The sequence below is a fragment of the Paenibacillus sp. J22P51 genome (assembly GCF_059692215.1).
On sequence record NZ_JCAUAZ010000001.1, the window covers coordinates 909,219 to 932,098 of the forward strand.

18 protein-coding genes are annotated in these 22,880 nt (G+C 43.7%); 4 read left to right on the top strand and 14 right to left on the bottom strand.

Annotation, left to right across the window (positions count from 1 at the left end):
- Window positions 1-285 precede the first annotated feature (285 nt).
- The 11 genes from AC58QC_RS03525 to AC58QC_RS03575 all read right to left on the bottom strand — a co-directional run bounded on the left by AC58QC_RS03525 (window position 286) and on the right by AC58QC_RS03575 (window position 15,800).
- Window positions 286-1,641 carry an MFS transporter gene (locus tag AC58QC_RS03525; protein ID WP_497413809.1) on the bottom strand — a complete coding sequence of 452 codons (1,356 nt, stop codon included), beginning with the start codon at window positions 1,639-1,641 and terminating at the stop codon, window positions 286-288.
- A gap of 24 nt (window positions 1,642-1,665) precedes the next feature.
- Window positions 1,666-3,279: a beta-N-acetylhexosaminidase gene (locus AC58QC_RS03530; protein WP_497413810.1), complete on the bottom strand. Its 1,614-nt coding sequence runs from the start codon at window positions 3,277-3,279 to the stop codon at window positions 1,666-1,668.
- Window positions 3,280-3,409: 130 nt separating this feature from the next.
- Window positions 3,410-4,060 (bottom strand): TetR/AcrR family transcriptional regulator, encoded by a 651-nt coding sequence (locus tag AC58QC_RS03535; RefSeq protein WP_497413811.1) that lies wholly within the window; start codon window positions 4,058-4,060, stop codon window positions 3,410-3,412.
- Window positions 4,061-4,401: 341 nt separating this feature from the next.
- Window positions 4,402-5,823, bottom strand: coding sequence for a sialate O-acetylesterase (locus AC58QC_RS03540; protein ID WP_497413812.1), 1,422 nt, complete (start codon window positions 5,821-5,823; stop codon window positions 4,402-4,404).
- Entirely contained in the window at window positions 5,820-6,881 is a 1,062-nt protein-coding gene (locus AC58QC_RS03545; protein WP_497413813.1) for a glycoside hydrolase family 88 protein, read from the bottom strand. Before AC58QC_RS03545 ends, AC58QC_RS03540 begins: the two co-directional genes overlap by 4 nt.
- A gap of 18 nt (window positions 6,882-6,899) precedes the next feature.
- Complete coding sequence (locus tag AC58QC_RS03550; RefSeq protein WP_497413814.1) at window positions 6,900-9,011, bottom strand: beta-galactosidase; 2,112 nt, start codon at window positions 9,009-9,011, stop codon at window positions 6,900-6,902.
- A 91-nt stretch (window positions 9,012-9,102) separates the two neighbouring features.
- Window positions 9,103-10,806, bottom strand: coding sequence for an extracellular solute-binding protein (locus AC58QC_RS03555; RefSeq protein WP_497413815.1), 1,704 nt, complete (start codon window positions 10,804-10,806; stop codon window positions 9,103-9,105).
- A 108-nt stretch (window positions 10,807-10,914) separates the two neighbouring features.
- Window positions 10,915-11,217, bottom strand: a complete 303-nt coding sequence (locus AC58QC_RS03560; protein WP_497413816.1) for a helix-turn-helix transcriptional regulator — start codon at window positions 11,215-11,217, stop codon at window positions 10,915-10,917.
- Between the two features lie 306 nt (window positions 11,218-11,523).
- On the bottom strand, window positions 11,524-12,348 hold the full coding sequence (locus AC58QC_RS03565; RefSeq protein ID WP_497414067.1) for a phytanoyl-CoA dioxygenase family protein: 825 nt from the start codon (window positions 12,346-12,348) through the stop codon (window positions 11,524-11,526).
- Between the two features lie 100 nt (window positions 12,349-12,448).
- Entirely contained in the window at window positions 12,449-14,056 is a 1,608-nt protein-coding gene (locus tag AC58QC_RS03570; protein ID WP_497413817.1) for a response regulator, read from the bottom strand.
- Window positions 14,028-15,800, bottom strand: coding sequence for a sensor histidine kinase (locus tag AC58QC_RS03575; RefSeq protein WP_497413818.1), 1,773 nt, complete (start codon window positions 15,798-15,800; stop codon window positions 14,028-14,030). Before AC58QC_RS03575 ends, AC58QC_RS03570 begins: the two co-directional genes overlap by 29 nt.
- 111 nt (window positions 15,801-15,911) lie before the next feature.
- On the opposite strand from AC58QC_RS03575, the gene AC58QC_RS03580 reads away from it, so the two are divergent.
- The 4 genes from AC58QC_RS03580 (at window position 15,912) to AC58QC_RS03595 (ending at window position 20,130) form a co-directional block, all read left to right on the top strand.
- Window positions 15,912-16,853: an ABC transporter permease gene (locus AC58QC_RS03580; RefSeq protein WP_497413819.1), complete on the top strand. Its 942-nt coding sequence runs from the start codon at window positions 15,912-15,914 to the stop codon at window positions 16,851-16,853.
- A gap of 34 nt (window positions 16,854-16,887) precedes the next feature.
- Window positions 16,888-17,766 (top strand): carbohydrate ABC transporter permease, encoded by an 879-nt coding sequence (locus tag AC58QC_RS03585; protein WP_497413820.1) that lies wholly within the window; start codon window positions 16,888-16,890, stop codon window positions 17,764-17,766.
- Between the two features lie 127 nt (window positions 17,767-17,893).
- Entirely contained in the window at window positions 17,894-19,426 is a 1,533-nt protein-coding gene (locus tag AC58QC_RS03590) for a sensor histidine kinase (protein WP_497413821.1), read from the top strand.
- Between the two features lie 5 nt (window positions 19,427-19,431).
- Window positions 19,432-20,130 (top strand): response regulator, encoded by a 699-nt coding sequence (locus tag AC58QC_RS03595; protein ID WP_497413822.1) that lies wholly within the window; start codon window positions 19,432-19,434, stop codon window positions 20,128-20,130.
- 28 nt (window positions 20,131-20,158) lie between these two features.
- Here the strand turns inward: AC58QC_RS03595 and AC58QC_RS03600 are convergent, their stop codons facing one another.
- The 3 genes from AC58QC_RS03600 to AC58QC_RS03610 are packed head-to-tail and all read right to left on the bottom strand — an operon-like array spanning window position 20,159 to window position 22,878.
- Window positions 20,159-21,253: an aliphatic sulfonate ABC transporter substrate-binding protein gene (locus AC58QC_RS03600; RefSeq protein WP_497413823.1), complete on the bottom strand. Its 1,095-nt coding sequence runs from the start codon at window positions 21,251-21,253 to the stop codon at window positions 20,159-20,161.
- A gap of 57 nt (window positions 21,254-21,310) precedes the next feature.
- Window positions 21,311-22,141, bottom strand: a complete 831-nt coding sequence (locus tag AC58QC_RS03605) for an ABC transporter ATP-binding protein (RefSeq protein WP_497413824.1) — start codon at window positions 22,139-22,141, stop codon at window positions 21,311-21,313.
- Window positions 22,117-22,878: an ABC transporter permease gene (locus tag AC58QC_RS03610; protein ID WP_497413825.1), complete on the bottom strand. Its 762-nt coding sequence runs from the start codon at window positions 22,876-22,878 to the stop codon at window positions 22,117-22,119. The genes AC58QC_RS03605 and AC58QC_RS03610 overlap by 25 nt, the downstream gene beginning before the upstream one ends.
- Between the last annotated feature and the right edge of the window lie 2 nt (window positions 22,879-22,880).

Consider the following 22,880-nt stretch of genomic DNA (forward strand, 5'->3'; position numbering starts at 1 on the left):
AAAGAATTTAAAATGAATTTGAATCACAATTACAGAGAGCAGCATTGCCCGATAAATGGACTAATGCTGCTCTTTGATTTGTCTGTTTAACACTTCTAAACAAGCTTTCCATACCCAGCAAACGGATAGTCGATCGTAATCCGCCCCGTCTCGCACTAACCCAACAATAAGGCAACACACCACACAATTGTGAATTGATATGGAACATTTTGAAAAACACTTTACTTTTTCTTAAAAAATAAGGCAGCCGATCAAATGGATCAGCTACCTTCACGCCTGAAATAATTATTTTGCTTTCTGCAAATTAGCTTCAATCATCTTTTGCACTTCAGCTTCAGATAGGTCATAGAATTTAACCATAATGATAATAGCAATAAGGGAACCAATTGCAGGTCCTACATTCATAGCCGCCCATAATGCATTCAGTGCAACAGGAGTTTGTGTGACCGTTTCGCCAGCAACAGCAGCTTGATATCCGGCAATGCCGATAATCCACATGCCTACACCGCCAGAAATGGCTCCAATGAGTTTAGACATAAATGTTTGGGCTGCAAAGGTAACAGCTTCGAATCTTTTTCCGTTTGTGAAATCATCATATTCGATACAATCGGTAAAGAATAAGGCAGAAACAATGATAAATGGAGCGGATAAGAGCCCACGGACCAAAGATAAAACGAGGTATAACATGTAATTATCTTTTGCCAAGAAATAAATAAGAAGAGAAAAGATTGCTGTAGTCGCAAAGGAGAACACCGCTAAGTTCTTTTTGCCAAATTTTCTAATGAGCAATGGGGATAGCGGTGCTACTATAAGCATTGGGATGATTCCAATCCCTAACATCGCTGAAACTTTCGTTGAATCTCCATAAATATCCAAAGCAACAAAAGGAGTTAGGGTCATGGCGAAATTGGTGCCATTGGCAATCAAGCCTACTAGAACTATCACCACTAAATATTTATTGCCGAGAATAGACTTAAAGATTTCACTCACTGCAGGTTGTTTTCTTCCCTCTTGTTTAACTCTTTCTTTTGTAAACCGAATCATAATCATAGTCAGGAAAGCAATAACGGACATCACGAGAACGGAGATAAAGTAGTTGTTATGGGTGGCATTCAGCAAGACCGGAAATACAGCCATTCCAATAATAACACCAATGAGTCCTGTGAGCTTATTATAGGAGAGAAGCAAGTTCCTTTCTTCAGGTACAGGTGTCATTGCGGTTGAAAGCGCATAAGCCGGAGCATCCGCTGCCGCATATAGGGTCCCCCAGATAAAGTAAGTTACAGAAGCATATATGATCCTCACAGTTAGACTTTGTCCAATTAGAAAATCGTTGAAACTAAAACATAATAACGTAAACAGCGGAACAGTAAAGGCAGCCATTAATACCCACGGTCTAAATTTCCCGATTTTAAAATTGGATTTTTCAATAACTGTCGCTAGCAGCGGATCCATAAAAGCATCCCATATCCGCGCAACGAGGAGAATGGCAGCGACAACTGTGGCTGGAATTCCCAGACTTCCCGTATAGTAAACGCCTAAGAAAGTTGAAAGAACCATGTAAATGATGTTCTGACCCGTAAAAAACATGTCGTAGCTAATTCTTTCAAATCGCGTTGCTGCGTATTTTTGCTCTTTCATGGTGGTTTCCCCCAGATCAGATTATTAAAACTCGAATGATTTCAACATTTCTCCGGCTGTCTCTTCGTCAAAAATGTTCGAGATGAACATCACGGCCATCCCTTTTATTTCTTCTGGCGATAAACCTAATTCGATGTCCGGACTGGACATCATCCCCATAAAACCTTGCAAAAATGAAATTGCCTGCGCTTTTGCCTGCTCCCCTTGAATCGTTGCTTCTTCAAACGGTGTTGAACCGAGTCTGCTTAAACCTAAATGTTCTAAATGCGCCTTCAGGCGAACCAAGAAGTCTTCATAATTGCGGTCAACCGTCCACGCAGCCTCGGCAAGAGCTTGAATACGCGGGGAAATCATAGCTTCGAGAATTTCGGGCGTCGGAACACGCTCTGTCCAAATAGCCCCTTCGATACCTAAAATGTTGTCGCCTTTCAGATTTTGATTTTCTCTAATCTTAGGTTCATACTCATAGGTTTTCTTTAATGGCACGATACAGTAAGGATAGTCAAAATACATATGAAAGACCTCAGAGAAAATCATCGGTTGGCCTTTCTCAAAATGCGGATAAACATAACTTTTTGGTTCAGCTTCAATCCAATACTGTATTGCTATGTCTTTTGAAATACGTTCTGCCTTCAAGCTCTCATTCCAGCAAGTGACGGTCTTCCCCTTCGATGTTAAGTAATTGGCAACTTTCTCTGTGAAAACTCCTTGCAGTTCTTCGTAATTGTCAATTTGGTTCAGTTTCATATATGCATTGCAATGTGGACATGATTTCCACTTATCCTTGGGGGCTTCGTCGCCTCCCAAATGGATCCGATCGGAGGAGAATAGCGTTATAATTTCATCCAATAATTGATAAATCCAATGATAGGTTGATTCTTTCCCTGCACACAAAATCACTTTATAAATACCCGGTTTCTCCGTAACTTGAATGTGCTCATCGAAGCAGCTCAATTCTGGAAAAGCGGCTATAGCCGCGGAAACATGTCCAGGCATATCAATTTCAGGCACAACGTCTACGCCTCTACTGCTCGCAAATGCAACGATCTCTCTAATTTGCTCTTGGGTATAATAGTTGCCGCAAGACCCGACTTCGTTAAGTTTCGGAAAAATTTTGCTTTCAATACGCCATCCTTGGTCGTCCGTTAAATGCCAATGCAGCACGTTTAATTTATACAAAGACATCTCTTCGATAATTTTTTTCATTTCTCCAACATCGAAGAAATGTCGGGCAACATCGACTAATAGTCCTCTATGCGTATAGTTAGGACAATCATTGAAAGAAATGCACATAAGCTTGCTTTCATTTACTTTCTGCGCTTCAACGATCATTTGATACAGCGAAGTCAGTGCCCAGGTCATACCTATATCATCACGAGCATATAAACGAATCTCATTTGCTTCGATTTCCACGGCATAAGCTTCATGATTGGCTTTTACATCGTTAATAAGCTTAATGGCGGCATTTTTGTTTGCGCTTACATTTACGTGAATTTGACAATATTCCCTCACTCTATTCAAGAAGACGTCCACAATCGACGGATTAAAAGTTCCAGTGTCCATTTCAAGTTGATCATGCAATGTAAAATAGAGTTCACTCTTTAAAAAGCTGCCATTAATCTTTGGAATGATTTGCATTGGTGTTCCCCCTTATAAGATATAAATTGATAATATCCCTTTATGTGTAAATTATCAATATTTATTTCACATTAAGTGAAATAAATACCGCGAAAAAATCCATTCTCTGCGAACGGATACATAAAAAATATTATGCTTTTAGACCGCTTAAAATCACGTCGACGAGCAGCGAAATGCTTTTTCTGTCGTATCCCGATTCCATTTTTATGATTTCTTCCCTGAACAAAAATCTTTGTGCAAGTGCCATCAAGGCCGAAATGGAGACAAAAAAGACGTCCTCAATAGTATGAGCGTATTGTTGCTTAATGCTGCCGTCCTTGATCCCACGTTGGAGTTCTTTCTGGAATATTTGCCCATGCTCTTGGTACACGGAAATAAAAGAATTCCCAGCATTCGTATCTCCATAGCTCTTATGAAAGAAATAATCCGCATGAACAGTAAATAAGACGACCTCTTCATTCTTCAATAAGTAATCCAAATAGGTATAAAGCATATATTCGATCCGAGCATAACCAGTATTGATGTAATCTGGAATATTTGAGAGTACGGAGACATTTTTAAATTCCAAAATAACGTTTCTAACTAATTCAAGTGCTACATCTTCTTTATTTTTATAGTAAAAGTACAACGTTCGACGCTGAATAGCGCAGGCATCAGCAATGTCCTGCAAGGTAACATTCTGAATTCCTTTCTCGATGAATAATTTGAAAGCTTGATTTAATATGTTATTTCTTTGATTTTGTTTCGTTTTGCTTTCATCATACTTAACTTCAAAGATCAATGGAATCCCCCCAGTTCACAATCCAATGTAACAAGATATAGAAGATTTTGCAATCATCCTTTCCAAAGACAAAAAAGAACACGAAATCCCATATTGGGTTCCGTGTTCTTTGTTTATTGAACTACAAATTTCATATATATTTAGCAAATAGACTACTATTGTAGTGCCAGCCTCGTCGTTTTAGGTAAGAGTGCGTTTACATAAATAATCCCGATAAGTTCCTGGAGGAGTGTTTAGTCCCATCTCAAGACCATCTCCTTCCCTATTCCTAGATCCTTATCTCATTGTGGCTCGAAACGGTGCGGCTGGTAACCCATTCATGCCGATTAGGTTGGCATTCGTTACATTGCCCCAACCATATCGAATCGCGCGGGGAGAAGGAACCTTTCACTTCTGATCTTAACAATGCAGCCGTGAATTTCAGCTACCGCAGGCACGAATCCCCCATCCTCACCAGCAACCTCAAAACCATGTAATTGCAGCTCTCCACGCGTGGTTAATCCCGTTTCTGCATGATGAAAGGCAACCAACACTTCGTCACCTTCTATGCTGAATGCTTGATACAAAGGACCGGAGCTTTGTACGCCTCTGCCATATACTTGATCAAGAGCGATCAGAGCCAACCTTTCACCAACCGGTTTTTTATCAGTCGGGTGAATGTCATCGGCCTCTCCGTATTCTAAAGTGACAGCCATTCCGGTATTGGCGACCTGCATCGCCGTTAGCTGCTGCGCTTCTCGGATCAACGGCCACTCTGTCCCGTCTGGGTCCCCATTGTATGCAAAGTTAGGGAGCTGAACAAACAAAAAAGGAAGCTCTTCATCTTGCCATTGTCTGCGCCAATCCTGAATGAGAGCTTGCAGTAATCGACTATACGTCTGCGGACGATGTACATCACTCTCTCCTTGATAAAAAATGACGCCTTTCAGCGGATATCCAATCACTTTGCGCAGCATCGTTTCATATAACCCGCCGGGGCGCATATAGCTTTGCGGACTTAATGGCGGCGGCCAAGGATAGCCCCCGAGCTCCTTTTCGCTATATCCTGCTTCCAGCTTGCGATTGAACTTGACGACCGCTTCGTTATATTGAGCTTGGATGATTTCGAATTCCTGCCGACTGAAATCCTTCATCTGCTCCGCAAATTCCCTGGTGTATGCCGAGAGTTCGGCATCTGCATGCAATAACTCTTCTCCAACCCAGCAGGAAGCTGAGGTGCCTCCCCAATTACAGCTAATAATACCGATTGGCACCTGCTCCGATTCGATTAAGCAGCGAGCAAAGTAATAAGCAACACCAGGGAATTCGCCGGCAGCTTCAGGTGTACATATCTTCCAGCTGCTTTCGATCTGCGTCCCTTCCGATTCATGGGCAATTTTCGGCACGTCATAATAACGGAGAAGCGGCAAATCCGCTTTAGAAATAGCCTTACTGGCATTTTTCGTTTTCGATAAGCGCATAGTCATATTCGATTGACCGCCAGCCAACCACACATCTCCGAATTGTACATCTGACAATGTTCTTACAACTCTATCTTCTTCTAGGATAGTCAAATTGCATGCCTCGCCTGCATCCATCGCAGGCAAGTTGACTTTCCAGCGTCCATTCTGAATGATACCCGTTGCACATTCGCCACGACAACAAGCGGTAACCCTCACTCCGTCTATACCGGTTCCCCATATAGGAATAGGTTCATTCCTTTGAATAACCATGTGATCGCTAAAAATCGGATCCAGTCGGATAGGGGGACCCACATTGGTCATCTTTTCTCCTCCCGATGCAAGAGCAAATACTCGCTCATAAGCATCATGACAATGCCATCCGCATACAGCGATTGATCACATGGCCGAGTCAAATACACTTCCTTACTCTCAGGATTCGTACCGTAGGAGCAATGGTCAATCATACCGCTTTTGGAAACGAATCCAGATACAGTTTGAACAATCTGCTCCCCCCATAATCGGAATGCATGCGGAAGCACGCCCATTCGATATCCCTTCAGGGCAGCATATCCAAACAATGCCGTTGCCGTTGTTTCCGGATACGACTCCTCAACAAGAGGAAGCGTACGTAACATGCCGTCCGAAGTTCTCAATGCGCGGGCTCGTTCCATAACATTTTGAAATAATTGTTGTTCCTTTGACAGATCATACTTTGGACTATCTCCCGTTTCCCTTAGCTGTTCAAGCATGTCGATCAGGCTCGCGACCATCCAGCCGTTTCCCCTGCCCCAATGCTCCCCAAGGCTAGTGCGTTTCACGCAATGATAACCGTGGTAAAAGAGCATTTCATTAGGGTCAATCAAACATTCCGTATGCATGTTAAATTGTAGCCACGCTTCCTCCATGATGTCCTTCCGATCCGTTAACCGTCCATAACTGACCATGAATATGCCCGCCATAAACATCGAGTCGATCCATAACTGATTCTTATAGTCAGGATCGCCTCCCTCCCAAACGTGCGCCCATCCTCGATTATTTGTGCGAAGCGCTTGATGAAGACACCAATGTGCATACTCTTCGCACACTTCTCTGTATCGGGAGTCTTCCCGCTCCTTCAAGAGATGGAGTACTCCGACGGCAGGAATCACATGATTGACAGAGCCAAATGCTCTGCCTGTGTAACTCGTTTCGAACCAGCCACGAAGAAAGGAAGAATAGTCCGGATTGTTCGTTGCCTCTATGGCTCTAACTAATCCATATAAACCTACGCCGCAAGACCAATCCCATCGATGAATATTAAGATTCCAAGCGTCCGAAGTTTGATTGGAAATTTTATGAAATATGGCTTCAATCGCTGTTAACGCTGTTTGATGGTTCATAAACAACCTCACCGTCCATTAATCTTGAATCTTTTTTAGAATGGCAATGCCATCATTTGAACGCAACCACAACTCGGAAGAAGCATCAACCGTATACACGCAATCGTTCCAATAATCCTTATAAGTGCCTTGCGGCGCCTTTAGTCCAATCGGCTGGCCCGCTCTTTCGAGTATGTTTTCGCCAATTAAGATGGACAGCCTTCCCTTGCGTGTATCTACAGGCAGAACTACCGTTGAATTTGAAGAGAACACAGGTCTAATTTGGTTTAAAATAGGATGAGATAGTTGTGAAATCACATAGGTTACAATCCGATCTGCGCCTTTGGCTATCCCGGTATGTACAAGAGAAGGCCCCAATATACCGTTGACAAATACAATTTTGCCTTTGCCGTATCCTCTCTCCCACACGAGGGGTTGACCGTCATTGGAAAACCGAAGATCCTCCCATGGAAACCATCCGCCCTCTGCATAAAATTCAGGTTCTATTCTAGCCAAACAAAGTTTACCCATGGGGACACCTTGGAAAGAGATTTCGTATCCTTCAGGATTGGAAAGTAAACCATTTGACTTCATTCCAATTTCAAGGGCAATGCTGCCAGGCCATGGACGGTGCAATCCAGCATCTAAATCCTTTCTGCCGCTTGTCGCATCCACAACGACTGTGCCACCTGTTCTAGCAAAGGATAAGACCGCTTGCAGGTCCTGCTCCTCCCAAGCCACAACATGGGAAAGCCACACGATTTTCCCGCCTTCGCCATTCGTTGGCATATCATTCATGCGTGTCATGGAAACATTCCACCCCGCTTGCATAAGGGCAATCGTGGAAAGGGAAGCTCCGTGGGCGCCATCTTGGACCATACGTCCTGGGATATCTTTTAGACGCTTATTGTTATCCACCCATTCTATCGCTTGTGAGCGTGGATCGTACCCGACCCAAGCATTCGGTTCAGGTATTGTCCAATCGCCTAGCTCTTCAAGTAGTGTGGCGAGCTTGCTTTGCAACAACGCTAAGGCTCGACTGCGTGAAGTAGGTTCATCATTATCGCTCAATAGTCCCCAATCGCCCGCTTCAAAATCGTAGCTTCTTACATTTAAGCACCATCCGGTCACTGAATGGGCTCCCGCCGCCAGACTGGCAAGGAAGAACTTGCTAATTTCTTCCGCGGAAGCTTCGCATGGTTTTTGAGATGAGTTTAATGTGTTTCCTGTTTGAACTTCGGTAACCTCAACTTGCCGCACATCCGGACAAGCAAATTGTTTTTTTACCCCAGCAGCCATTAAAAGGGGAAAGTTCGATCTCTTCGCATATGTAAACATCCATGCAGGGTGGTAGCTGGCACCAATGACATCCACGATGCTGCCCATACGGTTCATATCCATACCAGATACGGCCTGATTATCCAGTAAAGGAATCGGATTTACACAGGTTTCCGTAAAGGGATCAACCTGTTTTAATACAGACGAGATCCATTCCAGTTCACTAACGAGCCATGTCGCTCTGCTCTGCCAGTCATCAATCCAAGGCCTGTAACTATTCCAGGCTTCTCCTTTATGATTGGCATGTGGAACATCTTCAGGAAAGGGTACCTCTTCAAAGGAAGCGTATCCGGTCCGCCATCTTTCATTCAACACTTGAATCCCCTCTGAATAATGCTCCCGAAGCCATTTCCTCCAATGAACGAGAACCTCTTCCGTCCTTTCTCTTCCGCCGACGGGCTCGTTCCATAAAATCCATTGTCCTAAAGCCGGATGATCCTTATATCTGGAGACACATTGTTGAATGTAGTTGGACATGGGCTCACGTTGATCGGGAGATAGAAACCCTGTATGGGAATGGAGCATAGACGGTGTGCCAATATGCCACGGTCCCGAATTTGCTGTCAGCGTAGCTTTGATTTTAATCCCGTATTTGTGGGCAGCATCGAATGCATAATCAAATGTATCAAAAACCCATTGATTAGGTGTCGGCTCTATCCATGGCCACATAAGGAAGATCCGAACCCAACCCAAACCGCTCTGCTCAGCGGCTGAGAATAAATCGTCCACTCGTTCAGATGAGTCGGTAGGCTCCAACCAAATTTGGCAGCCTAATTTCATTCTCGCAGTCATCTCTGCAGTCTGTTTATCCAATGTGAATACCTCCGGAACTCTTTATAAATCAATACCAACTCCATCACATAAAAACCGAAGGAGTTGGTATGGTTAACATCTCAAGTTACAGCTATTGGTTGCTCGCTGCAGCTTTATTCACTTCAGAGGACAGTTCATTCCCTCCAGCCGTTTGCCACTGTTTAGCCAAATCGTCAAAGCTTGAAATAGGCGCTTGACCGTATACAATTTTCAGCATTCCCTCTGCTTTGATCTTGTCGATAACAGGTCCTTTGGATAACAATGTTGGCGTTGGGCCGCCGAGATAGGCGTCGACTACGTAACTCTGGGCACGATCTGATACTAATCCCGCTGCATAGATCGCATCAGGGGTGTTATTATCTGCAATCTTCTTTTCAATTGGCGTTTCCGGTTTTTTACCTTTGGCAAGCAGTTTCGCCGTGTCATTGAAAATATTGGGATCAATCGGTTCCATAAGGAAATCATGCTTGACACTGTTGATCCATTTCCCGTCCGGGAAGTCCTTCGGATCAATCGATACTTTTCCATTTTTCATCACATAATCGTAACCTTCAAACCAGCCGTTCTCGAATTCACTGCCTTGTTTTGGATTATTCGCTGTAAAGAGCCGGTTTAAGTATAAGAATAGCGCATCAGTACGCTCAAAATCTTTATTGACGAGCAGCGCCCCGCCATTAATGTTGTAATCGTATCCCATTACCTTTCCACTAGGCCCTACTGGGAGCGCATAGGGTTTAAAGGAGGCATTCGGGTTGTTTTTCAACATATCAGGTAATGGATAAGCCGGGATCCAGTATGGAGCGAACATCATGCCGACTTTACCGGCACCTACTAATTCCGCAATCTTTCCTTCGTTATGAAGTCCGACTTCCGGGCTTATGTATCCCTTTTTATACCAGTCGGTGAGCACGTTTAATCCTTCTTTGATTTCTGGCTTGAAGGTACCATATTCCAGTTTGCCATCGGAAGCTTTAATCCATTGATCTGGCACTGTGCCGAACATTCCGAAAATAGGCGTTGATTCAGCAATCCATCCTTTGAATCCGGACTTCAGGCTCAATCCGAGCGGAACCATATCTTTTACGCCAAGCTTTTCCGCATTGTCTTTAAACGCTTTCAAGACGGCAGCCATTTCGTCAAGCGTTGTTGGCGCTTTCAAATTAAGTTTATCCAGCCAATCCTGTCGCACCCAAAGCAGTGAGTTGTTAAGTGCCGTTTGAGTCAAGATCGGGATTCCCATCTTCTTGCCATCGAAGCTGACAGATGACCACAGCAACTTTGGATTTTTATTTAAAGAGTTTTTAAATTCCGTGGAAGCGTACTTTTCAAAATCAGCAGAAATGTCTTTAAACCTGCCTGATTGAACCAAGTCGTTAATCAACCTTGCATCACCTACCCGGATAACGTCCGGCAATTTTTCACCCGAGCTTAACATCAACCGAATTTTATTGCTGTATTGATCGAGTGGCGATACCCACTGATACTTAATGTCAATGCCAAGTTTATCTTTTGCCCACTTCGTTGATGCGTTGTCCGTCGGACCTTCACCGGCTTTATAAACATGCGAGGGCGAGGTTGATCTGACAGTTGTGATCGTTACAGGCTGCTCGAACTTATACGTGCCTGCTTGAATTTCACTTGCGATGTTTTTGGCGCCTGTTGCCGCCTCTTGCTTAGCCGTACTGCTCGGACCTGTCGTGCTGCCTGGATTGCTTGATTGCGAACAGGCCGTCAAAAGACTGCTCGTGAGTACGAGCGCGGAAACTAAGACGACAAAAAGCTTTGGTCTTTTCATATTTTTCCCCCTAAACAAAATGTTGAGTTGCTGTAAATTCATCATATAACGGACTTTAGATTCACAGTAGTAATAATGAATAAAGATAGTATAGTAAATTCTTAACTTTTACATACCCTTGTGTAAATACCTGAACTTCCCCGGCGACACCCCTTCACGCTTTTTAAAATACCGGATAAAGTTCTGCGCGTTCGTATATCTTAGTTTATCGGCCATCTCCTTAATCGTCATCTCTGTCTCTTCAAGCCACATCTTTGCAATTTTCAGTCGATATTGCGCCAAATAATCGCTGAAATTAATCCCTGCTTCCTTCCGAAGCAAACGCCATATGTTGCTGGGGTGAAAATGAAGCCGTTCCGCACAGACTTCTATTGTTAGATCCGTGTCGTATTCTTCGTGTATCATTTTCATAATATCACTCGAAATTTTGCATAAATTGTCATTCAATCTGATATGCATCACATCCCTATTTCATTATGATAACGATTGCAATTTGCTAGCAAATTCATCATATAACGGTCTGAATGATTCCTGTAGTCATGTAGAATAAAGAAAACCTAGTAAATTTTTAACGTCTTGTCATCGGATTTTCCAGCTCTGGATGGTTCCAGTTTACATGAATCAGGCTGCGCATCTCTGCGCAGCCTGGTTTTGATTATTCATTAACCGTCACGGAAATCTGTACGGTTTCTCCTTTATTCATAGCGGGTCTGTTTTTTATGAACGGTGGTAAATAAGCGGATTTTGGCTGCTGGACACAACATCTCCCGGTTTGCACCCTGGCGTATGCATCTGCAAGCACTGTGTTCGAACATTGGTTTCCGGTTCCACTAGGCGAGCCCCGTCTTCCACATAGATGACTGTCATGACTTCCCTCATCTTGTCGGTAGGATTCCCCGGCGCGCTGTGGAGCGTCCATCCTGTATGGAAGGTAGCGTCCCCTGCCTGAAGCTCACCATAATTCACCTTTTCCAATCCCTTGCTATCGATGAACCCGCCCAATGTTTTATGGGATTCGTCGGAGATGGCCATTCTTGTAATATGATTGAATGCATGTGAACCGGATACAAAAGTCATGGAGCCTACCTCTTCAGCTACATGCACGAGAGGCATCCACATCGTAATCGTGCGGGCATCAAGCGGCCAATAGATTTGGTCCTGATGCCACGGTGTATAGCCGCCGCCCGGTTCCTTAAACAATGCTTGGTCCGCATAGATGCGGACTCCAGTTACTCCCATTAAATCAGCGGCGATTTTAGCGAATCGTCTGGCTAACGTAAACTTCATGACAGCTTCACTCTGAACCCTCAAATTCGTAACCTGAATAAAAGCTTTGCCATACGTACTGCGTTCTGATAATGGTTTGTCATGATAATAATTCAATTCCCTTACTTTATCGCTAATAATGGGCTCATAAACGTCGATTTCGGCCTTTGAAGCAACCGCCCTCAGCATCGTGTGTCCATTTTTTTGATACTCGGAAACCTGCTGTTCTGTCAACGTGTACTCGTCACTCATACTCGGTAATTGGTCAATTTCCATTCTGCTCACTGGTTCACTCAACCTCCCAATATCTTTTGGTGCGCCCAACGTTTATAATTTAGCACGTGTTTGCCGAACCGGAAATAATCATTTCCTTGCATCAACTTAATCCCCTATATTCTTGAGGCGTCATGCCAAAATGATTTTTAAACAGCTTGCTGAAATAAGTAGGATTTTGAAAGCCAAGCTCCCGCGCTAATTCAAATATTTTGATGCTGGAGTTTCTCAGGAGATGACTTGCCTTTTCCATACGGAATCGAAAAATATAATCACTGATGTTCTCCCCCGTCTCTTGCTTGTACATCGAAGATAAATAAACGGGGTGTAGCATGACATCATCAGCAAGCGCTTGCAAGGAAACATCTTTTGATATATGGCTTTCTATATACCGATGAATCCGCAGAATGACCTTTTCATGCGTACTTCGAGTCTGCTGGATCGTCTTTTGCTCGAGCTTGTCAACGATGCCAAGAACCCATTCAGATAACTGATCAAGTGATCTAAGCGTCCTTTGAGAAATATCCCCAACCTCCGATTCCAACTCGATCAGAGACATGCCTTGCAAATGCGCGCTGTAGACAAACGCGTGGCGAAATGCAAGCACCACCTCGAGAATATATTCCTCGGTATCCATTTTTTTGTGCATCATTTCTGCTAGAATATCCGCGCATTTGGTACGTACGTCGTCCATACGCCCTGTCTCAAACAATTGGATAATGGTAGGCGGGGCATATAAAGTTTGCAGCGTCTGGAAGTCGTAACTTTTTTTCTCTTCGGATAGCCGGATAAAGTAATCCTGATATCTGAGAGGTAATTGACGATACTTTTGCAGGCAACCGCGGTAAAGAGCAGGAATATCTTCTGGGAAAGTTCCAAAAGGACTCAGCAGTACAGATGCTCTCCCATTCAAATAATTATGAATACTTGTTTGAAGCTGCGTAGCTAACTTCTCCGCCAGTCTTGAGTAGGACTCGGGCTCATCTCCGGAAGATAAAGGCTTAAGTAAAAAAACCATATATCCAAGATGATCTGTACAGGACCATAACTCAAAATCACTATGCATCAGTTCATTGGCGATATTTGTTATCGCATATTCATATAACTCTCTCTCTTGTTCCTTGGATTGACGAAACCAATCTTCCAACCGTAGTACCACAATGGCAAACGAGTCTCCCTTCGCATAAGGGACTTCGTACAACGATAGCTTATCTGATAATTTCGAAGTGAAATCTATTTTGCCAGCGAGTATGTCCGATAAAAGGGCAGAGCGCAGCGTCGGCAAATTTTGACGCAAAACGGACATCGCATTATCGTATGAACTAATCATTTGCCAATCCTCATTGATTCTTGCCAACGCTTCGCGAACGGCATCTATAAGCTCTTGATCTTTAACAGGCTTCAGTAAATAGGAGATTGTGCTGTATTGAAGAGCTTTGCGGGCATACTCAAAGTCGGCGTATCCGGAGACGATAATACATTTGGTCTGACGATACCGTTCATGAATATGCCGGCTGAGTGCCAGCCCGTCTACGCCCGGCATACGTATATCCGTAATCACAACGTCAACGGGGTACTTCTCCAGAAGTTCTATCGCTTCTTTACCTGACGAAGCTTTATAGATTTGAGTAACCTCCAGCTGATCCCATTCCAACGCTGCCAAGCTATTTAACTGCATCGGTTCATCGTCTGCTATTAATATTTTGTACATGTTCATCCCTGCTTTCATCTTCGGATTGATCGATAATTAGCTCTACGCGGACGCCTGAACTACCGGTGGAATGGGAAAGACGAATACCCGATCTCCCTCCAAATGCGATACATAGTCTTTGGTTAACGTTCCACAACCCGCATCCGGTCGTTTCCGTAATCGGTTGCTTGAGCTCCTCCCGTAATGATTCCATCTGCTCCTCAGACATTCCAGTACCGTTGTCTTCTACCGCCAAGACGATACAACCGGCTTGTCTGGAAGCGGTTATATGAATGTTCCCGACTCCCTCTTTTCCTTCGAGTCCGTGCTCTATGGCGTTTTCTACGACAGGTTGTATGAGAAGACGAGGAATCACTTCCTGTGTTAACTCTGGCGGGACATCGAAATCATACTTAATTCTTCCGAATCTCATATGAATGACCTCTAAAAAATTTTGAACAAATTCCATCTCTTCCAGGATCGTCGGATTCTGATTCTCAACCCGGGTTGAGTAACGGTAATAATCGCCTAGATGATGGCACATTTGAATGATGGTATCGTTCTCACCCAGTTTAGCGCATGCCGAAACGAAAGAAAGGCTGTTATAGAGAAAATGAGGATTGATTTGAGATTGCAGTTGTTTCATGCTCGCAAGTCGAGAGCGATTCTTTTCTTCATACACGTTCTCAATGAGATGCTGAATCTGTATGCCCATCTCATTGAAGCCCACCGTCACAAAGTCAAACTCATTGTGATATTTGGTTTCAATCCGGTGAGAGTAATCGCCCAACCGCACTTTTTTCAAGCCTTGCGTCAGCACACTGATTGGCTTCTGAACTTGACGGAACAGCATGAAGGATGAAGCTAATCCTAAAAACAGCAATAGGAAAATGATGATGTAAAAAATGGTTTGATTGTGATTGATCGGTCCCAATATTTCTTTTAAAGGGACATAGTCAACCAGATAGGAGCGAATCTGCGGGACATACACATACGTCATAAAATAGTTTTTGTCATCAAGCGTAATATGGGCATGACCGGTTTCATCCGTAAGATGTAAATGTTTCGTCAATTTGCCGATAAGTTCATGGTCCCCGAATTGGGTCGTCACGATCGAAGCGTCATTGATCAAAAGAAAAGGGGCCTTATGGCTTTTAGTCCCATATTGCTCTAGTAAGTTCTGTATGCTTGAAGCTTTGAATTCAATCTGAAAAATGGTGCTGTCCAGCGTTTTGCCTGCGGAGCTGTTATTGGTATTTGGCAGCGATTCGGTAAAGAAAAAGTCGAAGTAAGAGGACTGTGTATTGACACCTTTTTTATAAATCCACTGACCGTATTTGGCCTGCTTCAACACATCTTCGTTATAGTTTTCCTCGCCGGAGGACGAAATTCGGCGTTTGGATTCGGTGAGATAAATATCGATTCTAGGCGACCAGTTCAGCAAATACGTGTGAAGCGCCAATGATTCCTGAAGCGTGATTTGTTGCTGCGTAATATTGTAATACTCATTAAGCACAATGCTTTTCCTCAACGCGACCAGTTTAGAATCTCTAGCCAAAACGCCTGGGAGCAGCATCATATTCTCGAGTCCGGATTCGATCTGGCTCTTCAACAGGAGCAGTTGATTAGAGGAATTGGAAGAAATTTCATCGCTGATGATCCGGACATTCGTCTGATTAAATAAATAAACCAATAAAAAAACCGGTATCAAGAGCACTACGGTGACCCCGCTCAGCTTAAATAAAATCGATTGATGAAGTCTCATTCGGATCATTCCCCTTAAGAAAATGGTGGTTATATTTAGAATCGATCACTATGAAGTCATACGTGTACAGAATAGAATTAAATTACTAATTCTGAGAGGGTGTTCACACAAATGATTTCAAGACAAAATATAACACCAAGGACTCGCACTGGCAATCGGTCTGCGCGATTCTCTGTAAGTAACAAGTGGATGCTGCATGTGATGCTGCTTCCGGCCGTAATCCTGGCTATCGTATTTCATTACATACCGTTAGCAGGCATTGTTATTGCATTTCAAGATTACAAGCCTTGGATCGGCTTTATGAACTCGAAATGGGTAGCCTGGGACAATTTCAAGCTGTTTTTTTCCCTTCATGACTCCAAGCAGGTAATCTCGAACACTATCATCATCGCTGGACTTAAACTGACCATTAGCCTGTTTGTTTCCGTTTTCTTCGCACTCCTGCTGAATGAGATACGGCAGATGGCTTTAAAGCGCTGGGTACAAACGCTTGTCTATTTACCGCACTTTATGTCTTGGGTGATCCTTGCCGGTATATTGCTAGACCTGCTTTCCGTTCAAGGCATGGTTAATAGGCTCATACAATTGATGGGACTTTCTTCCATTCAGTTTTTAGCCAATGGTAATTGGTTTCGCGTTGTTCTTGTTGTCAGCGATATCTGGAAAGAATTCGGATTCTCGATGATCGTCTTCCTCGCAGCTCTATCCAATATTAACCCAGCGCTTTACGAGGCTGCCGAAATTGATGGAGCAGGACGGTGGAAGCAAACGCTTTACGTAACGATTCCTTCTATGCTCCCTATTATTGTTGTTGTTCTTACGCTCTCGCTTGGCAACGTGCTTAATGCCAATTTTGATCAGGTATATAACTTGCTCAATCCGTTAGTCGCAGGTAAAGGAGATATTATCGACACTTATGTTTACGCTGCATTCAGATCCGGTAATTACAGCTATGCGTCCGCAGTCGGCATATTTAAGTCCGCAGTAAGTTTCGTTCTGATTACAAGCGCTTACTACTTTGCCTATCGAGTAGCGAAATACAGAGTGTTCTAGATCAACACTACTTTGATGAAAAGAAGGTATCGACATGTACTATAAAAACCCTACGTACCGGCTTTCCTATTACTTCATTGTTGCGCTGCTTTCGGTTACAGCGATCCTATGTATCCTTCCCATAATTCATATATTAGCCGTCTCACTTAGTGATAAATCTGCGGCTGATGGGAACTTGGTCAATTTATGGCCCGTTCATTTCACACTTGCAGCTTATGAGAAATCATTAATCAATGAAAACTTTTTCAACTCACTGCAAATAACCGTACTTCGAACTGTGATTGGCACCGTTCTTGGGATGCTAGTCACCATCATGGCTGCTTTCCCGCTCGCTTTTGACTCCAAAAAATTCCGATTTCGAAATGCGTATACATGGTTCTTCTTATTTATAATGGTGTTCCACGGAGGGATTGTTCCTACGTATGTGGTCATTCAGAAAATCGGCTTAATGAATCATTTCTGGGTGCTCATTTTGCCTGGACTACTCAATGTGTGGAACCTTATTCTGATGATGAACTTCTTCCGTGGCGTCCCTCGGGAACTTGAAGAAGCAGCGACCATGGATGGCGCACACTACTTTACGATCCTGTTTCGCATCTATTTGGCGATCTCCCTTCCCGCCATCGTCACGCTCTCTTTATTCTCAATGGTCGGCCATTGGAACTCTTGGTTCGATGGAATGATTTATATGAACGATCCAGCCAAATGGCCGCTTGCGACGCTGCTTCAGACGATTGTCATCGTGCAAGATTTCAATAAAACCGGCTTTGATGAATTCACCTTGGATCAAATCTCTAACCGTTCTGTCAAAGCTGCACAAATCTTTATATCCATTCTGCCAATCCTCATTGTTTACCCTTTTATGCAGCGTTATTTTGTCAATGGACTGGTTATTGGATCGGTAAAAGAATAACGTGATCTTATAGAGAGAACTAGCCTTCAAGATTATAACTTGAGGCTAGTTCTTTTCATTTGATTATTGAGAAAAGTTTCCATGAGAGTCAGTACTGTCATGATGTGTTATATTAGAGTTACTATTTATGAAAACAGGTGACACGATGACAATACTCCTTATCTTGCTCATGATTGCAGCCATTACGCTCTTTATTGCCAAAGCGCGCAATCCTTCAGCCTATTGGATGGGACTTGTGCTAGTCGGATGGTTTCTTAGCATGTCCGGATTGATTTTGTTTATTGCCAAATTCGGCGGATTCTATTACAGAGTAAATAGCGTATTGTTTTTCAACGACACGATCCGCAATATGCTGTTAAATGCTCCTATCAAAATTGAGGGAATTAGCCGTATGCTTACGGTTGGACGGTCGCTTTTTATTTTTAGCTTGATCAGACTGTCGATATCCTTATTGTCTTTCAAAACGGCGAGGCGCATGTGGAAGGTATATGTTTTAATTCTCTTGCCTGCACTCGCCAATCTAGTTTTCTATGATCCCATCATTTACAAATGGGCTCTTTCCGTAATGGACCGCAATCATACCTATATCGTTGGTTGGGTAACACGGGGATGGCTTGTTCTATCTGCAGCAGCAGCCGTTTCTATCATGATTTGGAAATATCAGCGAGTAACGATTCCATGGTTAAAAAGACAAAGCCAGTTTATTATCCTCGGCGTGCTCTCGCTAGTTCTGTTTTATTTTTACCTTGGCTTCATGGGTCCTTTACAGGTCTTCGACGTACGTACTTTCTACGTGCTGTATTCGGATTTCTCTAATTTCAACCCGCCTCTAACCCTGCTTGAGTGGTATATAAGCATTAGCATTACAGGTATTTTATCTGTTATCAGCATTTTCTCCGTTTGGCGTTATACAGAAATTGAAAAGAAAATGGGCAATGAGGACCTCATGCTGGAGCGAAAGCTAAATACCGCTAATATGGGCGCTCAAGTGTTCACACATGCCGTGAAAAATCAACTGATCATGATTCAGCTCCTTATCAAGCAAGCTAATACAGGCCTGCACGACGGTGAAACTGCAGATGTTCAAAAGGTGGAGACGGCGCTCAGCAAAGCGGACGTCATTGTGAACCAAACACTCGGAAGACTCGATCAGTTGTACAAGTCATTTAAAACAAGCCATCTCCAACTGAAACCCCAATCCCTGCAAAAGCTTATTGTTCATACGCTGGAAAGGATGCCCTCTTTACCTTCGAACATCATCATTGAATGTACTGGAACTGAAACTGAAACCGTGATCTTGGCTGATTTTGATCATATGTCGGAAGTCATTTATAATCTGCTGATAAATGCGGTTGAAGCGATTGCATCCGACACTTCGGGCGTTATTCAGGTCTGCCTGTACGAAGAAGATAATTGGGTGATCATCAAAATTTCGGATAACGGTCCTGGTATTCCTGATCATCTGCAGGATAAGATTTTCGATCCCTTTTATACAAGTAAAAATACAAATAAAAATTGGGGCGTCGGTTTATCGTACGTGAAGCATATCGTGCTTGGACATTACGGACGCATTCATCTTGACAGCAAAACTGGAAAAGGCAGCACGTTCCAAATTATTATGCCGCTATATGTGTTGAAACCAGAGGCTAAGAAAGGTTGATGGAGATGATAGCACCCATACGTATTATTGTTGCTGAAGATTTGGATGTTCTGAGGGAGCATTTCTGTGAGCTGATCGATCGAGAAGATGATTTGAAGGTCATCGGACATGCCTCCAGCGGCAAAGAAGTGTTGAAGCTGATAGCCGAGCTGGAAGGGCCTGATCTGATCCTCATGGATATCGAGATGAAAATGAGACATGACGGGATCATCACCGCACAAAAAGTGCTTGAGCTTCATCCGCAAACACGAATCGTGTTCCTTACGGTGCATGAAGATGATGAAACGGTATTCAGCGCTTTCGAAACAGGTGCTGTCGATTACGTGCTGAAGACAAGCTCCAGCGAAGCCATTATTCAGAGCATTCGTTCTGCTCACGCGGGAAATGTACAAGTCCGTCCTGAGTTTGCCTATAAAATCAAAAATGAGTTCTCTCGGATCCGCCGTAATCAGGAATCGTTGATGAATGCGACGTTAATTCTTTCTCAGATGACCCCATCGGAGCTAGTTATTCTAGATCTTCTTCTCAAAGATATGAAAATAACGGAAATCGCAAAGGAACGGCAAGTCGAATTATCCACCATCAAATCGCAAATTAATGTGATTTTGAAAAAGTTCAACAAGAAGAGAACCAAAGAAGTGACTGCCCTGCTTCGAGAACTGAACGTTACGCCTTTTATACAAAAAGTAAGAGGAGGACTATGAGTCCTCCTCTTTATTCATTCAGTAAATGTTAAGGTTGTACTGCTTTTATCGCAGGTTCTGTTGTCATAAACTTCTCAGAAGGAACTGTGCTTGTCACTTTGCCAGTGTCAACGAATAGCTTTTGCAAGTTATCAAACCATTTTTTGGCAGTTCCATCTTTAAATACTTGCGCTTGCTTCTTGCTGTCAATCCAATCGATGGAATCCAACTCTTGCTTCAGGCTGTCCTCAGGCACTTGCGTAAACGCTGCTGTCAACTTAACAGCTTCATCCAAATGGCTAATTTTATAATCCGTCGTCTTGTTCATCGCTTTCATGAATCGTTCAGCAAGCTCAGGCTTCTCTTTCATGAATTTCGGACTAGCCACCCAACTAGACGGGAAGCTGTAATCTGGGTAAAAGGTGCTATTATCGCCTAGCTTCACGATGTTTTCTTTTCCTACTTGCTTCTCGATTTCCACCGTGTATGGTGACCAAATCGCAACGGCATCCACTTTGCCAGCCACATAAGCGGAAACAGCTCCTGCCACATCCATGGTTACAATATTTACATCGGCCTGCTTTAAACCGGCCTTCTCAAGTCCAAGGTTGAGGACCATCTCGCCAGAAGTTCCTTTCGGAACGCCAACAGTCTTGCCTTTCAAATCCTTCCACTCTTTAATGCCGGATTTTTTCGTTGCAAGAACCATATCAGCTTTTCCAAGAGAGACCAGACCAATAACATTGCCTTGGCCTTGAGCGGCTAAAAACGTAGCGCCAGGACCGATATAAGCGATGTCGATATCACCTGATGCCATAGCTTGAAACTCAGGAGGACCGCTTAGAAATTTAACCGCATTCAACTTAATGCCTTGTTCTTTGAAGTAACCTTTATCCTCACCTAACGCCACCGGAGCAGCGCCTCCCATATTCGGCATATACGCGAAATTAATCGTCTCCACCTTCAATTCGGCCTTTGGTGTCGGCGTACTGACAGCTGAAGTGGCAGGTGCACCAGGCGTCTGTGTGGCGTTACCAGCGTTCGTAGGCGTGCTGCCTGAGCCGCAAGCACTTAGAAGAATTGTCACACTGAATAATGCAGATGTAACCGTAAGCCTGGAAAGAGATTTAAATTGAGCAACCATGGATAAAGACCTCCCAAATGTATGTTAGTTTATATTGGCTTTCGCCTTTGGATCCCCTTACTTCGAAACTTCAAGATATTCACGGTATACTTTGGACCAAATTTCATTTTTAATACTTATGAACCGTGGATCCAGCTTGGTTGATTGATCTCGAGGGTAAGGAATATCGATATCAATAATTTCTTTAATTCTGCCCGGTCTTGCGCTCATGATAATAACGCGTTGAGCCAAAATCACAGCTTCCTCCACATCGTGCGTAATAAAGAAGCAAGTTTTTTTCTCTTTCTGCCATGTCTTCAGCAGTTCCTCTTGCAGCTGTGCTCTTGTCTGAGCATCCAAAGCACCAAATGGTTCATCCATTAACAGCACTTCAGGCTGAACGGCATATGCTCTCGCAATTGCCACACGCTGCTTCATACCGCCAGAAAGTTCCTTTGGGTAAGCATTTGCGAAATCTTTAAGACCGACGAGCTCCAAGTAATGCTCGGCCTTCTCTTTGCGCTCCTGCTTACTCAGTCCTCTAAGCTTTAAGCCGAATTCTACGTTCTTCTGAACGGTTTTCCAGGGAAACAACGCGTATTGCTGAAATACTACACCGCGATCCTTGCCCGGGCCCTTCACTTCGATACCATCAACCTTGACCGAGCCGGAGGTAGACGGCTCTAGACCGCCAATAATGTTCAGCAGCGTCGTTTTGCCGCAGCCACTGGGTCCGACAACGCTTACAAACTCGTTTTGCATAATCGTAAGATCCGTATTTTGCAAGGCTACCGTATCTCCGTTACGGCCTTTGTAGACCTTGGAAAGTCCTCGAATATCAATTTTAACGGGCGCATTTCCACGTTGAACATTTACATCGCTTATTATCCTTGCCGCAGTTCCTGCCATCCTGTCAACTTCCTTTCTAAGAAGAGTACGAATTTATCCATACTTAATCCGATTAGGCCAATTACCATAATGCCGAGAATAACGACATCCATTCGGAAGTATAAGCTTGCTTCCATAATCATATTGCCTAAACCTTTGCTTGCGCCTGTGAGCTCAGCAGCTACTAATGTTGTCCAAGCTGCCGCAAGTCCAAGCCTGACTCCGACAAGAATATAGGGAAACGATGCTGGAACAATAACTTCCAGAAATATGTGCTTATCCGTCGCACCCAGTACTCTTGCCGCTCGAATGAGCGTCGGATCAACGTTACGAACTCCCTGAAAGATCGAGATGACCATGACGAGGAACGTCGCCACAAAAATAACACTGATCTTTGCGGATTCCCCTACACCTTGAGAAACGATAACGAGAGGGATTAAAGCAATAGGCGGAATCGTACGGAAAAATTGGATCCAAGGATCAACAATCGCACGGACAAAGGCGTACCAAGCCATAAGGAAAGCGGCTGGAATTGCAACAAGTAATCCAAGCGAGAACCCGCCAATGACACGCAGCAGACTTGCCCATATATTCGACAACATACGTCCGCTCTCAATTTCGACTATCAATGTTTTTACAACTTTTATTGGACTCGTGATAATCGCTCCAACCGCAGGTATGGCTGAAAGTAAGTACCAGACTACAATTCCGATAACGATGGAAACGACGGTCAATAGCCAGCTAGGGAATTTTTTCATAG